The 12,610-nt window shown below is 66.5% G+C and carries 10 protein-coding genes; 3 read left to right on the top strand and 7 right to left on the bottom strand.

The window, feature by feature from the left end; genetic code table 11:
* Positions 1–341: 341 nt before the first annotated feature.
* Genes HCZ97_RS14510 through yajC form a run of 4 tightly spaced genes read right to left on the bottom strand, consistent with a single transcriptional unit; the run spans position 342 to position 3,653 of the window.
* A complete protein-coding gene (locus HCZ97_RS14510; protein WP_167689438.1) occupies positions 342–695 on the bottom strand; it encodes an Mth938-like domain-containing protein in 354 nt (117 codons plus the stop codon).
* Between the two features lie 49 nt (positions 696–744).
* On the bottom strand, positions 745–1,704 hold the full coding sequence (gene secF, locus HCZ97_RS14515; protein WP_167689439.1) for a protein translocase subunit SecF: 960 nt from the start codon (positions 1,702–1,704) through the stop codon (positions 745–747).
* A gap of 2 nt (positions 1,705–1,706) precedes the next feature.
* The gene (gene secD / locus HCZ97_RS14520; protein ID WP_167689440.1) at positions 1,707–3,338 is read right to left on the bottom strand and encodes a protein translocase subunit SecD; all 1,632 of its coding nucleotides are present in this window, start codon (positions 3,336–3,338) and stop codon (positions 1,707–1,709) included.
* Between the two features lie 21 nt (positions 3,339–3,359).
* Positions 3,360–3,653 (bottom strand): preprotein translocase subunit YajC, encoded by a 294-nt coding sequence (yajC, locus tag HCZ97_RS14525; protein ID WP_167689441.1) that lies wholly within the window; start codon positions 3,651–3,653, stop codon positions 3,360–3,362.
* 409 nt (positions 3,654–4,062) lie between these two features.
* On the opposite strand from yajC, the gene HCZ97_RS14530 reads away from it, so the two are divergent.
* The 3 genes from HCZ97_RS14530 (at position 4,063) to HCZ97_RS14540 (ending at position 8,116) form a co-directional block, all read left to right on the top strand.
* Positions 4,063–5,712: a pentapeptide repeat-containing protein gene (locus HCZ97_RS14530; protein ID WP_167689442.1), complete on the top strand. Its 1,650-nt coding sequence runs from the start codon at positions 4,063–4,065 to the stop codon at positions 5,710–5,712.
* 232 nt (positions 5,713–5,944) lie between these two features.
* Positions 5,945–7,237: a serine--tRNA ligase gene (serS, locus tag HCZ97_RS14535; RefSeq protein ID WP_167689443.1), complete on the top strand. Its 1,293-nt coding sequence runs from the start codon at positions 5,945–5,947 to the stop codon at positions 7,235–7,237.
* Positions 7,238–7,390: 153 nt separating this feature from the next.
* Positions 7,391–8,116: a hypothetical protein gene (locus HCZ97_RS14540; protein ID WP_167689444.1), complete on the top strand. Its 726-nt coding sequence runs from the start codon at positions 7,391–7,393 to the stop codon at positions 8,114–8,116.
* 111 nt (positions 8,117–8,227) lie between these two features.
* Here the strand turns inward: HCZ97_RS14540 and der are convergent, their stop codons facing one another.
* The 3 genes from der to HCZ97_RS14555 form a co-directional block, all read right to left on the bottom strand.
* Positions 8,228–9,769 (bottom strand): ribosome biogenesis GTPase Der, encoded by a 1,542-nt coding sequence (gene der, locus HCZ97_RS14545; RefSeq protein ID WP_167689445.1) that lies wholly within the window; start codon positions 9,767–9,769, stop codon positions 8,228–8,230.
* A gap of 267 nt (positions 9,770–10,036) precedes the next feature.
* Entirely contained in the window at positions 10,037–11,488 is a 1,452-nt protein-coding gene (locus HCZ97_RS14550) for a PQQ-like beta-propeller repeat protein (protein WP_254871547.1), read from the bottom strand.
* A 240-nt stretch (positions 11,489–11,728) separates the two neighbouring features.
* A complete protein-coding gene (locus HCZ97_RS14555) occupies positions 11,729–12,385 on the bottom strand; it encodes a hypothetical protein (protein ID WP_167689446.1) in 657 nt (218 codons plus the stop codon).
* Positions 12,386–12,610 lie beyond the last annotated feature (225 nt).

Below are 12,610 nucleotides of genomic sequence, written 5' to 3' on the forward strand. Positions count from 1 at the left end.
AGGATCAGCGCCTCGCCCGCGGTCAGCGAAAAGCTGACCCCGTCGAGCACCGGCAGACCGCCACGCGCAACACCCAGATTTTCAACCAGAAGTTCCATGTATTTCCTGTAGCGCAGCCCGGCCCCGCACGGAAGCAGCCATCTCTGCGGCGGATCGCCCGGCCTCGCCATTCCAAGGCCTCCGGCGGGAGTTTTCAGGCAAGAAGAAGGTTCACCCCGCCTGCCCTGCCCGGGAGAGCGCGGGCGCCCGGAAGGACCTTCGGCCTGTCTTCTTCTTGCCGAAAAACTCCCGCCGGAGGCATCCGGAGCCCGCCGCCGGGCCGCCCCTCGGCACTAGGGCGCTCAGGCCGCCAGCAGCGCCGCCGCCACGCGGCGCCCTTCAGACAGCAGGATATTGAAGGTCCGGCAGGCAGAGGCGCTCGCCATGGGCTCCACGGCGATCCCGGCCTCTTCCAGCGCGCGGCGCAGGGGGGCGGGAACCGGTGTCATTTCCGGGCCGGTGCCAATGAACAGCACGTCGATCTGCCCTTCCAGCGCCAGCAGCGTCTCGCTGTCCTCCAGGCCGCCCCAGGGGCGGGCGTCATCGGCCAGGATCAGCGCCGGGGCGGGCAGCACCTCGCCTGCGACGCGGAAGAAGCCCGGCCCATAGCCATCTATGGGACGGGCATTGTCGTAGTTGATCTCCTGAAGGCGCAATGGCCTGCTCCTTTCGTCGATCCGCTTTCCTCGATCCGCCGGGCGTGCCTCAGGCGTCGATATTGGCGAACTGGTTGCCGGCGTTGTTGTCGGGCTTGGACCAATCGCGTTTCACGCCCAGCCAGAGCACCACGTTCTTGGCCACGTAGACCGAGGAATAGGTCCCGATGACCACGCCCCAAGTGATGGCGAAGACGAAGCCGCGGATCACGTCGCCGCCCAGCACCAGCAGGGCGATCAGCGCGATAAGCGTCGTGCCGGAGGTCATGATCGTGCGGCTTAGCGTCTCGTTGACGGAGATGTTCATCACGTCCAGCAGTGGCTTGGTCTTGAACTTGCGCAGGTTCTCCCGCAGCCGGTCGAAGATCACCACCGTATCGTTGATCGAATAGCCGATGATCGTCAGCAGCGCCGCGATGGTCGCCAGGTCGAACCGGATCTGGAACAGGGCGAAGATGCCGATGGTCAGCAGCACGTCGTGGAACAGCGCGAAGACCGCCCCAAGAGAGAACTGCCATTCGAAGCGCAGCCAGATGTAGAACAGGATCGCCGCAAGGGACGCCCCCACGGCCAGGGCCGCGGTCTTGACCAGTTCACCCGAGACCTTGGGCCCCACGCTTTCGACGGAGGTGAAGCTGATCGTCGGATCGACCGCCTGCAGCGCCGTCTCAACCTCTGCCAGGGTCTCTGCACTGGCGCTGGCGGATTCGTCCTGCGCCTGGATGCGGATGGAGGCCACGTGATCCTCGGTGCCGAAGACCTCGGAAATCACCACGTCGCCCAGCTCCAGCGGCGCGATGGCCGCGCGGTAATCCGCGACCGAGATCGCCTCTTCGCTCTGGGTGCGGATCGTCGTGCCGCCGCGGAAGTCGATGCCGAAGTTCAGCCCCATGGTGAACCACAGGATGACAGAGGCCACCATGGCCACGCAGGACAGCCCGAAGGTCAGCGTACGGTACTTGAAGAAGTCGATATGCGTATCTTCAGGGATCAGTTTCAGACGTTTCATCATCACACCTCGATCTTCTTGGGACGTGCCCGTTCGAACCACGTCACGATCAGAAGACGCGTGATCCAGATTGCCGTGAAGACCGACGTCAGGATGCCGATGGCCAGTGTCACGGAGAAGCCCCGCACCGGGCCGGAGCCCAGGATGAACAGGATCGCCGCCACGATGAAGGTGGTGATATTGGCATCCACGATCGCCGATAGCGCCCGGTCATAGCCCAGCTCGATCGCCCGGGCCGGCCCCTTTGCGGTCTTGCTTTCCTCGCGGATCCGCTCGAACACCAGCACGTTGGCATCCACCGCCATGCCGATGGTCAGCACGATGCCCGCGATCCCCGGCAGGGTCAGCGTGGCGCCGATCATGCTGAGGATGCCGAAGATCAGCCCCACGTTCAGGATCAGCGCGATATTGGCGAAAAGCCCGAACAGCCCGTAGCTGGCGAACATGAAGACCAGCACCGCGACACCGGCCACGATACAGGCGATCTTGCCCGCCTGGATGCTGTCTGCCCCCAGTTCCGGGCCGATGGTGCGCTCTTCCAGGAAGTCGAGCCCCGCCGGCAGTGCGCCCGCGCGCAGAAGGACCGCCAGGTTGGTGCTTTCCTCGACGCTGAAATTGCCGGTGATGATGCCCGATCCGCCGGCGATATGCGCCTGGATCACCGGGGCAGAGATCACCTCGTCATCCAGCACGATGGCGAAGGGGTTGCCGATGTTCTGGGCGGTGTAATCGCCGAACTTGCGCGCGCCCGAGGGGTTGAAGCGGAAGGAGACCGCCGGCCGGCCGTTCTGGTCGAAGGTCGGCTGCGCATCCGTCAGCTGCTCGCCAGAGACGACGGGGGCGGTTTCCAGCAGGTAGAAGGTGCCCGGTTCGTCAAGCGAGGGCAGAACCTCTTCGCCCGCCGTGGCGGCCGCGTTCTCGGAGACGCCGCGCCGGATCACCGGCTGGAAGCTGAGCTGCGCGGTGGTGCCGATGATCGCCTTCAGCTCCTCGGCAGAGCCCACGCCCGGCACCTCGATCAGGATGCGATCCTGGCCCTGGCGCTGGATGGTGGGTTCGCGGGTGCCGACCTCGTCGATACGACGGCGAATGATTTCAAGGGATTGGCGGACGGTGCGGTCATCCATCGCGACGCGCTCGGCCTCTGAAAGGCCCACGGTCAGGATATCGCCCTGCCCGCTCACTTCCAGGTCCGTGGCGCCCGCGCCGCTGAGCGTGACCACCGGCTGGGCCAGGCTGCGCACGCTGCGGATCGCGGTTTCCATGCCCTCTTCATTGCCGATGCGGATCTTCAGGACCGATCCGGCAGAGGGTTGCAGGCGGATGGGACCCACCGTGTCGCGCTGGTCGCGCAACAGGTTGCGGATCTCGGGCCAGAGGCCCTGCATCCGGGTCTCGTAGACATCGGCCACGCGGACCTCTGCCAGAAGATGCGCCCCGCCCCGCAGGTCGAGGCCCAGGTTCACCAGGCCGGAGGGCAGGAAAGAGGGCCAGCCCGTGGCCTCTTCGCCGGCGGCAAGCTCGTCGTTATAGGCCTCGACCCGGGGATAGAAGGCATTCGGAAGGGCCAGCAACAGACCGAGGGCGACAAGCCCCCAGATCAGGACCCGTTTCCACGTTGAAATCTGCAGCATGTGGCTGGCCCTTTCGCGGGATTACTTGGAGTCCGCGGCCGGCTCTGTCTTGGAAAGGACATTCGCCAGGGTGGATTTCACGACACGCACCTTGACGCCTTCTGCGATCTCGACCTCGATCTCGCCGTCTTCCTTGACCTTGGAGACCTTGCCGATCAGGCCGCCCTGGGTGATCACCTGGTCCCCGCGGCGCACGGCTTCGACCATGGCCTTGTGCTCTTTCATCTTCTTCTGCTGCGGGCGGATGAGCAGGAAGTACATGATCGCGAAGATCAGGATAAGCGGCAGAAACTGTCCGATTGCTGCGGGGTCCATTCAAGGTTCCTTCTGATTGTGCAAGCGGGTCTCCCCCCGCGAAGTTGGCCGGAACCTATGTGCGGGGCCGGGGGAATGCAAGACGGGATGGGGGCGCGGATCGCCGCGCGCGGGGGCATTTCCCTGACGTTTCGGTGAGGGGGGCCTTCGGGCGGGTGTCGCGCCCGGCGGCGCGGGCGGGGCGGCTTCCGGCGGAAGTATTTCCGGCCAGATGAAGAGGATCCGCGAGAGGCGGGGGCCCGGGCCGCCTGGCGGTGGGCGGGGTTGGGCCTGGCGGCGCGCGCAGCCGCTGCGCGTAGGTTGGCAATGCACCTTTGCCGTGGTGGGCGCAATTGCGTTGCGCGGGGGCGGCGGGCGGGTCAGGGTTGGGGGGAGCCTGCCCCGTCTTACGAAGGACCCGCCCTGCCCCATGCAAAGCTACCTGGCCATCGTCACCCATCCGTTCCTTTGGATTTTCCTGGGCTTCACGCTGGTGTTCTTCCTGATCCAGCAGATGCCGTCCCGCTCGGACGGCGCGGCGCGACCTGCGCCGCGGCAGGGCCTGACAGCGCAGCTTCGCAGACATTACGTGGCGATCCTGATGATCGGGGGTGTCGCCCTGATCGGCCTGGCGCTCTGGTTCTATCTGTTCGAGGTCGGGATCTCGGTCCACCACCTGGTGGATCTGCTGCAGGAGCGCGCCTCTGCCCCGCGTGAGGCCGGCGACAGCTACGAGGACATCCGCAACATCGGGTACACCGCCGCCGTCCTGATCGGTGTTCTGGCGGCCTCTGCCACGCTGCTGTTCTCTCTGATCCGCGTCTGGATCAACGAACGCACCGCCCGGGCGACGGAGGAAGGGTTGATCACCGACCGGATCAACAAGGCGGTCGAGGGGCTGGGGGCGGACAAGACCGTCAAGCGCCAGCGCGTGAATGCGGAAGGAGAGCCCATTCACGTCCTTTACGACAATAAAAAGCCAGACCTATCCCGCCCGGTCTATGATGAGCGGACGGAGCCGAACATCGAGGTGCGCATCGGCGCGATCCTGTCGCTGGAGCGGATCGCACAGGACAGTGAGCGGGACCATATCCCGGTAATGGAGATCCTTTGCGCCTATATCCGGCAGAATGCGGGACGGCCCGAGTTGACCGGGCCGCCCGGAAGCACTGATCCGGAAACCGGTGACCCGTTGGAACCGAGCCCCGATGAGTGGCGCAAGTGGGGGAGAGAAGTGCGCCTCCCGCCCCGTCTCGACATCGACGTGGCCCTTCGGGTGATCAGCGCGCGCAGTGCGAAACGCCGCCAGCATGAAACCTTGGAAGATCGCAGGCTCAACCTTCAACAGGTCGACCTGCGTGGCCTGATCCTTCAGGATCTGGATCTGGGCCCGGCGGACCTCAGGGGCGCACAGCTTCAGGGGGCGAGCCTCAGAGAGGCGGAGTTGCAGGGGGCGGACCTCGAGCGGGCAAAGTTACAGGGCGCTGTCCTCAGGGAGGCGGAGTTGAAGGGGGCGGACCTTTGGGAAGCGCAGTTGCAGGGGTCGGACCTCAGGTGGGCGCGGATGCAAGGGGCGGACCTAACGCAGGCACAGTTACAGGGGGCGGACGGCTGGGACGCGCAGTTGCAAGGGGCGGTCCTCGTGAGGGCGCAGTTGCAGGGGGCGGAGCTCATGGACGCACAGTTGCAAGGGGCGGTCCTCGTGAGGGCGCAATTGCAAGGGGCGAAACTCTGGGGCGCGCAATTGCAGGGGGCGAACCTCAGCCGGGCGATGTTGCAGGGGGCGGACCTCTGGGAGGCACAGTTAGACCAAAAGACCGCCCTGACCGACGCCGATCTTCGAAGAGCGGCAGTCAAGGAGGTCGACTTCACCGATGTCCCACAGATCACCGATCACCTTTCGTCGCTCTTTGGCGACGGGTCCGTCAGCCTTCCCGGCGGCAGAGGTCACGAAGAGGCGGATTGGCCAGAGCACTGGCCCAGGGAAGACCTCGACGCCGACTTCTTCGGGAAAGCCGGCCCCTTCTACGACGCCTGGCGCGCCTGGCAGCGCGAAAACCACCCGGACACCCTCCCGTAGGGTGCGTGTTCACACGCGCCTCTCCCACCCCTCCCCAAGATTATTTCCTTAACACCCCCGTTAACCCACCGCCCGCTGCGCACCGACGCGATACCGACGTCATACCGACGCGAAACAGACGTCGCACCGATGCTGCGCCGACAGTGCGCGCCGCGGCGCACTCCCCGGTTACCATTCCAGAAGAAATCCGGCATAACCCCGGCACGAATCTCATCAGCCAGGGGGCTTTGACATGCACGACATCCGCACCATCCGCGACAACCCGGCCGCTTTCGATGCCGCCCTGTCCCGCCGTGGAGCCTCTGCCATGTCCGCCGAGATCCTGGCCCTGGACGAGGCCCGGCGCGCCAAGATCCGCGCCGCGGAAACCGCCCAGGCAGAGCAGAACGCGGCCTCCAAGCAGGTCGGCGCGGCCAAGGCCAAGGGCGACGAGGCAGAGTTCGAACGCCTGCGCGCGCTGGTCGCCGAGACCAAGTCCGCCGTGGCCGCCCTGCAGGCAGAGGCCAAGGAGCTGGACGCGCAACTGACTGATCTTCTTATGGGAATCCCCAACATTCCCTATGAGGACACGCCCGATGGCAAGGACGAGGACGACAACGTCGAGATCCACCGCCACGGCACCCCGCCCGCCTTCGACTTCACCCCGAAAGAGCATTACGAGCTGGCCGGCGTGCTGGACGGCATGGATTTCGAAACCGCCGCCAAGCTGTCCGGCGCGCGTTTCGTGGTGCTTTCGGGGGCTGTCGCGCGCATCCACCGCGCGCTGGCGCAGTTCATGCTGAACACCCATGTCGAAGAGAACGGCCTGACCGAGACCTGGACCCCGGTCCTGGTGCGCGAAGAGATGATGTATGGCACCGGCCAGCTGCCGAAATTCGGTGAGGACAGCTATAAGACCTCTGATGGCTACTGGCTTGTCCCGACCGCGGAAGTGACCCTGACCAACATCGTAAACGATTGCACGATAGAGGAAAATTACCTTCCCCGCCGCTACGTGGCCCATACCCAGTGCTTCCGTTCCGAGGCCGGATCGGCAGGCCGCGATACCGCGGGCATGCTGCGCCAGCACCAGTTCGAGAAGGTGGAGATGGTCTCCATCACCCATCCCGAGGCCTCCCGCGAAGAGCTCGACCGCATGACCAAATGCGCCGAGGGCATCCTGGAAAAGCTGGGCCTGGCCTATCGCACCATGGCGCTTTGCACCGGGGACATGGGCTTTGGCGCGCGGCGCACCAATGATATCGAGGTCTGGCTGCCCGGGCAGAACACCTACCGCGAGATTTCCTCGATCTCGGTCTGCGGCGACTTCCAGGCGCGTCGCATGAACGCCCGCTTCAAGCCCTCCGAAGGGGGCAAGCCGGAGTTCGTGCATACGCTGAACGGGTCCGGCCTGGCCGTGGGGCGCTGCCTGATCGCCGTACTGGAAAACGGGCAGAACGAAGACGGCTCCGTTTCCCTGCCAGAGGTGCTGGCGCCCTACCTGGGCGGCAAGCTGACCCTGACGGCAGAGGGCACGCTGGCCTGATACCGGGCCGGGGCGGCTCCCGGCGGCGGGATCCGTCTCTGGCGGTCCCACGGGTCCCAAATTGTGCTTTTTAAAAGAAAAATCGGCCCGGGTGTGAACTTTCTCCGGGCCTCGCGCGTATGTCCTCCAGAACACCTTTTCCGGAGCCGGGACATGCAATTTACAAAACCGATCCTCATCCTTCTCGCTGTGATCGCCTTCGTGCTCTCACCGATCCTCAGCCCCGGATTCTCCGGCTTTACGGCCGATCAATTCCCCTTGCCGCAGACCGACCCGCTGATCCAGCCCATGGGGCTGACCTTCGCGGTGATCTGGACGGTGATCTACGCCTGGCTGCTGGTCATGGCGCTTTACGGGCTCTTCAAGCGCCCGCTGCACCCGGACTGGGACGCCCATCGCTGGCCTCTGCTGGCCTCCCTCGTGATCGGCGCGGCCTGGATCCCGGTTGCCAATATCTCTCCCATCGTTGCGACGGTGATGATATGGGCGATGATGCTGACGGCGCTCTGGGCGCTGATGCGCCTGCCCTACCATGACCGGCTCTGGCTGCAGGCGCCGGTGGGGCTCTACGCCGGCTGGCTGACCGCCGCCTCCTGCGTGGGCACCGCCGTGGTCTTTACCGGCTACGGGGGCACCCCGGTCTTCCTGATCCACGCCGGTTTCCTGCTGCTGGCCGCAGGCATCGCGGTGCTGATCTACCGCATGAGCCTGCGGTCGCTGCCCTTTTACCTGGGCGCCATGGTCTGGGCGGTGCTGGGCATCGTGATCGACAATTTCGCCGTCGGACGCATCGGCTTCGGCGTGCTGGCGCTGCTGGTCCTGCTGGCGCTGCTGCCGCTGGAATTCCGCGCCATCAAGACCTACCGAGAGGCGCTCTGACCCTTTCGTTGCAAGGCCCGCCAGGGGCCAAAACCAAAGACCCCGAAACGACAAAGGGCGCCCCACGGGCGCCCTTTTCCATTCCGGATCCTTGCCCAAGGGGCGCAGACCTTACTTGACCGGCTTGCGCCCCAGGGGCTTGCCACCAGAGGGGCGGCCGGTGCGCTTGGGCTTGGCATCCGCCGGCGCCTTGCCCAGGTGCTTGCGCAGCCGGGAGGGGGTGGACTTCGTCTTGCCCTGGTAGGGGTTCTTGTCGCCCTGCCCGCGCATGGTCAGGCGGATCGGCGTGCCGGGCATGTCGAAATGCTCCCGCAACCCGTTCACCAGGTAGCGCGAATAGCTGGCCGGCATCTTGTCGGGGTGGGAACACATCACCACGAAGCCCGGCGGCCGGGTCTTGGCCTGGGTCATGTAGCGCAGCTTGATGCGCCGCCCGCCCGGCGCGGGGGGCGGGTGCTGGGCCAGCATTTCCGCCAGCCAGCGGTTGAGCCGCCCGGTAGAGACCCGCCGGTTCCAGGTGTCATGGGCCTTGACGATGGCCGCTTGAAGCCGGTCCAGCCCGCGCCCCGTCTTGGCAGAGACGGTGATCAGCGGGGCACCGCGCAGCTGCGGCAGCAGGCGCTCGAAGGATTCCTTCAGCGCTTTCAGCTTGTCCTGCTTCTCGTCCTCGATGTCCCACTTGTTGACGGCGATGACCACGGCACGGCCCTCGCGCTCTGCCAGGTCGGCAATGCGCAGGTCCTGCTGTTCAAAGGGAATGGCCGCGTCGAGCAGAACGACAACCACCTCTGCGAACTTCACCGCGCGCAGCCCGTCGGAAACAGAGAGTTTCTCGACCTTGTCCTGCACCTTGGCCTTCTTGCGCATCCCGGCCGTGTCGAAGATCTTGACCGGCACCCCGTCCCAATCCATCCGCAAGGAGATGGAATCGCGGGTGATCCCGGCCTCGGGGCCGGTCAGAAGACGCTCTTCGCCCAGCAACTTGTTGATCAGCGTGGATTTCCCGGCGTTCGGGCGGCCCACGACGGCCACCTGCAGCGGGCGCTCCTCGGTCGGGCGCCAGGCGGCTTCGCCCTCGGCCTCGCCGCCGTCTTCCTCGGGAAGGGCGACATCCATGATCGGGCCCTGCGCCGCGATGACATGGGTCTTTTCCTCGAATTCCTCGGCGATGGGCATCAGCACGGAGAAGAGCTCGCTCATGCCTTCGCCATGTTCGGCCGACAGGCGCAGCGGTTCGCCCAGGCCCAGGTTGTAGGCCTCCAGCACACCGGCATCCGCGGCAGAGCCTTCGCCCTTGTTGGCCCCCAGGATCACGCGGGCGGCGCGCTTGCGCAGGATCTCTGCAAAGACCATGTCGGTCGAGGTCACGCCGGCGCGGGCGTCGATCATGAACAGGCAGACATCGGCCATATCCACGGCGCGTTCGGTCAGCTTGCGCATCCGGCCCTGCAGGCTTTCGTCCGTGGCCTCTTCCAGGCCGGCGGTGTCGATCACCGTGAAGCGGATGTCGCCCAGCCGCGCGTCCCCTTCGCGCAGGTCGCGGGTCACGCCGGGCTGGTCATCGACCAGGGCGAGCTTCTTGCCGACCAGGCGGTTGAAGAGCGTCGATTTGCCCACGTTGGGGCGGCCGACGATGGCTAGGGTGAAGGACATTGGCTGGGCCTCGTTGGGGTTCGAACGGGGCAGGTACACCAAAAGAAAAGCTTCGGAAAGGGTTGATCGCCTTCCCGAGGCACCCTGCCCCGCATTCCATGCGCGTTTCCATCAGGGCCGGTGCTGATCCGGACCCCTCAAATCCTGCCGGCCCTGGTGTCCCCCGCCGTCCCGTGCCGGGCAGCGGCAGGCGCGCTCGGGCGGGACAAGCCCGCCGCTCCCTTGCCTGCCACCGGGCCAGATGGCCCGGCGCGCCCCTGGCCGGGCTCAGCGATAGGCGTGCAGGACACCGTCCTTGGAGACGACGTAGAGCACGCCACCGGCCACCACCGGTGCGCTTGCCGCCCCACCGGGCAGCGCGGCAGAGGCCGTCATTGCCCCGGAGACCGGATCGAAGAGGCGCAGGACCTCATCCGAAGAGGCCACGACGATGCGCCCGCCCGCCAGGATCGGGCCGTAATGGGCATAGACCGCATCCTGCCGCTTGGGCTTGCTGGCCTTGAAGAACGGCAGGTCCACGGACCAGATCTTTTCGCCCGTGCCGGCGTTCAGCCGCACCAGGTCATTGCCGTCCGAGAGCAGGAAGACAGAGCCGCCCGCGACCCATACCGGGCCCATGGGCCCTTCGTCCGCAGTCCAGAGCCGCTCTCCGTTGGCCTTCTGCAGCGCGACCATGCGGCCGGACTGGTTGCCGGCGTAGACCGTGCTGCCGCTGATGACCGGATCGCCGGTGATGTCGTTGATGTTGGCGCGGGCAAAGCCGGTGCGGCGGCCGGTGATCAGCGCATCCCAGACCCGCATCCCGCCCCGGCGGAAGGCCGCCTGAAGCTCACCGGAGCCGAAGCCGAAGATCACGTATTGATCGTCCACCGCCGGGCTCGGAGCGCCGGACAGGCTGTTGAGATCGGGCGTGGCCGACAGGCGCCAGCGCACGCGGCCATTGGATTGCTCGATCGCCCAGGCCTCGGACTGGCCGGCGGTGACATAGACCAGGTCGCCATAGGCCGTCGGCGCGCCGGTGGCCGCGGCCATCAGCTTCTGCTGCCAGATCACGCCACCCGTCGCCGGGTCCAGCGCGGTCAGCGTGCCATAGCCGGAGGCGACGAAAAGCTTGCCGTCCGCATAGGCCAGCCCCCCGCCGGAGGCTTCGCCGGATCGGTCCTGCGGCGGCGTCAGATCGGTGCGCCAGGCCAGCTGGCCCGAGGGCGTCACGGCGCTCACGCCCGCGCCCGCATCCAGGGTAAAGATCCGCCCGCCGGCCACCACGGGATCCGCGGTGATCTCGGATTTGCGGCTCTCGCCTTCCCCGATGCTGACCGCCCAGAGCGGCTGCGGGTTGCTGGAAAGAGCGGCATTGGCGACCCGGTTCCCGGGAGAGCCGATGCCCTGGCGCCATTCGCTGTTGCGGCTGACCGCGGGCAGGGAAATCGGCAGCGCCCGGTTGGGCAGCGGCGCCGTTTCCGCCGGCCCCTGCGCGGTGACCGAGAAGAGATCCTCGCGCGCGCCGGTCAGCAGCGTGTCCCGCCCGTTACAGGCCGAAAGCGCCACCAGGCTGGTCAGCGCAAGCGCCGTGACCCGCAGGCCCGAACGCCGGCCGGACCGCGCACCAGGCCGCGTCTTGGGGCCATCCTGCGGGCCTTCGGGGCGCATGGCTCCGATGGGGCCGGAACCGCTGTTATCTGCCCCGCGAATGAGGGAATTCGTCACTGCCTTTGCCATGCCCGCCCTTCGATCTTGCGCCGTCGCTTGCCCGGTTTCCCTCTGGGTCGCCGGGATCATGTCCTTGCGGGAAACTTCCCGCGGTCTTTCAGAAGGTTACCTGCCTGCAGGTGAGCCCCCCGGATACGCCCCCTGTGCCGTTGCCCGTCGCCCCCGTCAAGCCGCCCTGCCCCGAACCCGGGCCAAAGCCTGCCTGCCGGATCGACCGCCCGCCGCATCGGCAAGGCGGTCCGGCGTGGGTCAGCCAGCCTCGCCGGGGGTGCCGCCAAGAGCCACAATCAACTGTGTGACCCGCTGTTGCAAGCCCTGCGTCGCCTCGGCATCGGCAAGGATCGCCTGCAGGCTTTCAAGCGCCTCGGCGGTGTTGTCTTCCTCGATATAGGTCAGGGCGATCTGCTCCTCGGCCAGCAGCCGCAGCGGCGCGCCGGGGGCGATCAGGCCCATGAACCCCTCGCGCCGCTCGGCGGGCGTGGTGGTCTCTGCTTCCATCATCAGTTTCTTGAAGGTGGCAAGCTGACCGTAGATCGGCTTCATGCCCTCGGTGTTCAGCCCCTCCAGCAGATCCGCCCCCTGGGCGCGATCCCCGGCCGCGGCGGCCTCGGAGGCGGCCAGCAGGGCCACCAGGGTCTCCTGGCTGTTGTCCAGCGTCTCGATCTGCTCAAGCGCGGAAACGCGGGCTTCCGGCGTTTCGCTGTCCAGCGCGGCCAGGATCGCATCGCCAAAGGCCTGCGCCTCTGCCGCCTGGCGGGCCTTGTACCATTCGTTCGCGGCAGCCCCCGCGACGATCAGCAGCACCACCAGGATGGCAATCCAGCCATAGCGGCGAAACATCCCGTAAAGCCGGTCCCGGCGAAGCTCGTCATTCACTTCATCGATGAAACTGTCAGTGTCGCTCACGGCGGGCTCCCTTGGAATTTCGGACCCTCTTACCGCAGCCCCCGCTCACTGCCAAGCCCGCGCCCGACCCCGCCCTTGCACCGGCGCCGCCCTGCCCCCCGCGCCACCGCCCGACGGGACGGCAAGGGCGAAAGCGATCCCCGTTGCGCCCCTGTAAAACGGGCTTTCAGGCTGGCGTTTCGCGCAAAGCGGTGCATAAAATGTGCCCCAACTGCCGTAAGACGA

The organism is Pseudooceanicola sp. HF7, from assembly GCF_011806405.1.
Taxonomy (GTDB): Bacteria; Pseudomonadota; Alphaproteobacteria; order Rhodobacterales; family Rhodobacteraceae; genus Pseudooceanicola.